Consider the following 2,529-nt stretch of genomic DNA (forward strand, 5'->3'; position numbering starts at 1 on the left):
CGTCCTGCATGTCGCCGGCGGCACCGACGACGGCGAGCGCCGCCAGATCGCGATTGTCGCCGTCCGGGCCCTCCAGGGCGCGGGCGAGGACGTAGCTCGCGCCGGCACCGGAGAGCTCGCTCGCGCCGTCGATCCCCTCCAACAGCGGGTTGAGATGGAACTCCGTGTCGGCGTCGGCGGGCTGGTGGTGGTCGGCGATAACGGGAACGAACTCCCCGCGCGACTCGTGGGTCGCGATGACGTCGAGCTGACCCGAGCCGAAGTCGGTGAACAGCACGACATCGTACTCCCGGGCGGCGATCCCCGCGATCGATTCGGCGTCGAGCTGCTTCTCGAAGACGACCTCGTGATCGATCCTGGCACGCGCGAGCGCCGCGGAGGCGACCGCGGCACTCGTCAGCCCGTCGGCGTCGATGTGGGACGCGAGGAGAACCCGGTCGGCCGATCGCAGGCGGTCGGCACAGGCACGGGCACGGTCGCCGAGGTCGGGCACGGGATGGTCGGCTACTGCCATTACCTCCCGTTCGGTCGCCATCGCCGATAAGCTCACGCACCGGCCGACGGCGGTCCGCCCGTCTCCGAACCGTCACCGACCGCCGGATCGACACCGACTCGTGTCCCACGGACCGGCAGCGCTTGCCGTAACTGACGGTTATAGAAGTTTGTAGATATATGCGTGATATACATGACACGTGGGTTCAACACCCGGAGTCTCCACGCCGGCGCCGCACCCGATCCGGAGACTGGGGCGCGCGCAACCCCGATCCATCAGACGACGTCGTACGTCTTCGACGACGCGGACACGGCGGCGGAGATGTACGCGCTCCGGGCGGAGGGCCACATCTACTCTCGACTCTCCAACCCGACCGTGAACGTTCTCGAAGACCGTCTCGCCGACCTCTCGGGCGGGTCGGGCGCGGTCGCGACGGGTTCGGGGATGGCCGCGTTCGACGCGATCACGACGGTGCTCGCGAGCGCGGGCGACAACGTCGTCGCCAGCGCGGAGATGTACGGCGGGACCGCCGCGTACCTCTCCGGTATCGCGAACCGTCGCGGGGTCGAGGCGCGGCTCGTGGAGACCACTGACTACGCGGCGTACGAGGCCGCGATCGACGACGACACGGCGTTCGTTCACGTGGAGACGATCGCCAATCCGTCGCTCGTCACGCCGGATCTCGAGCGGCTCGCCGAGATCGCCCACGACCACGCGGTCCCGCTGGTCGTCGACAACACGTTCGCGACGCCGTACCTCTGTCGGCCGTTCGAGCACGGCGCGGACGTCGTCTGGGAGTCGACGACGAAGTGGATCACCGGCAATGGCACCACGGTCGGCGGAGTCGTCGTCGACGGCGGGCAGTTCCCGTGGGACCATCCCGACGCCGACTACGACGAGCTCTCCGGGCAGTCGCCCGCGTTCCCGATCGATTTCGTCGAGCGGTTCGGCGACGCCGCGTTCGCCAACGTCGCCCGCCAGCGAGGGGTGCGACCGACGGGCGGCCAGCAGTCGCCCTTCGACGCCTGGCAGACGATACAGGGGCTCAACACGCTCCCGCTGCGGATGGATCGCCACTGCGAGAACGCCCGGACCGTCGCGGAGTTCCTCCGCGAGGACGACCGCGTCGGCTGGGTGACGTATCCCGGCTTCGAGGATCATCCGACTCACGGGAACGCGGCGGCGTATCTGGACGGTTACGGCGGGATGGTGACGTTCGGCGTCGCCGGCGGCTTCGAGGCGGCGAAGACGCTGTGTGAGAACGTCGACCTCGCCAGCTTCCTCGCGAACATCGGCGACGCGAAGACGCTCGTCGTCCACCCGGCCTCGACGACGCACGCGCAGATGGACGAGACGGAGCAGCGACGCGCCGGCGTCTACCCGGAAATGCTTCGGCTCTCCGTCGGGATCGAGTCGGTCGACGACGTGATCGAGGACCTCGACCGAGGGTTGGACGCCGGGCTGCGTGCCGCCGAGGCGGACGGTGGGGACGGAGGAGCCGTCCCAGACGAGGCGGACAGCGGAGCTGGACCCGGAGGTGCCGACCGATGAGCGCGGTTCCGACCGACGCCGGAGTCGCGGCTCTCGGGGAGTTCACGTTCGAGTGTGGGCAGTCGATCCCCGACCTCCGGATGGCGTACGAGACGTACGGCGAGTTCGACGGAGACAACGTCGTTCTCGTCTGTCACGCGCTCACCGGGAGCCAGAACGTCGCACGGACGCCCGAGAGCGACGCCGACGCGGGGCAGGCGGGACAGGCCCGGGCGTGGTGGGACGACGTGGTCGGCCCGGGGAAGGCGATCGACACGACGGAGTACTACGTCGTGTGCGCGAACGTCCCCGGCTCCTGTTACGGCTCGTCGGGACCGGCGAGCGAGCGCCCGCCGGACATCGACCTGCCGGCCGACGAGGAGCCCGACCACGACCGGTGGGGGACGGCATTCCCGCCGGTACAGGTCGAAGACTGGACGCGCGCACAGCGCCGGCTGCTCGACCACCTCGGCGTGGGGCGGCTTCGCGCGGTCGTCGGCGGCAGC

Annotated in this window: 3 protein-coding genes; 2 read left to right on the forward strand and 1 reads right to left on the reverse strand. The window is 69.8% G+C overall.

Annotated elements, in window-relative coordinates; genetic code table 11:
* The coding region (locus ACFQEU_RS14380) for a DHH family phosphoesterase (RefSeq protein ID WP_379783272.1) at window positions 1-514 on the reverse strand (514 nt) is incomplete at its 3' end.
* Window positions 515-685: 171 nt separating this feature from the next.
* Between ACFQEU_RS14380 and ACFQEU_RS14385 the strand changes: the two genes are divergently transcribed.
* Both ACFQEU_RS14385 and ACFQEU_RS14390 read left to right on the forward strand, forming a co-directional pair.
* Complete coding sequence (locus ACFQEU_RS14385) at window positions 686-2,044, forward strand: O-acetylhomoserine aminocarboxypropyltransferase/cysteine synthase family protein (protein WP_379783270.1); 1,359 nt, start codon at window positions 686-688, stop codon at window positions 2,042-2,044.
* A partial coding sequence (locus tag ACFQEU_RS14390; RefSeq protein ID WP_465261156.1) for a homoserine O-acetyltransferase family protein occupies window positions 2,041-2,529 on the forward strand: 489 nt, incomplete at its 3' end. The genes ACFQEU_RS14385 and ACFQEU_RS14390, both read left to right, overlap by 4 nt.

The sequence above is a fragment of the Halorubrum tibetense genome (assembly GCF_042661865.1).
GTDB lineage: Archaea > Halobacteriota > Halobacteria > Halobacteriales > Haloferacaceae > Halorubrum > Halorubrum tibetense.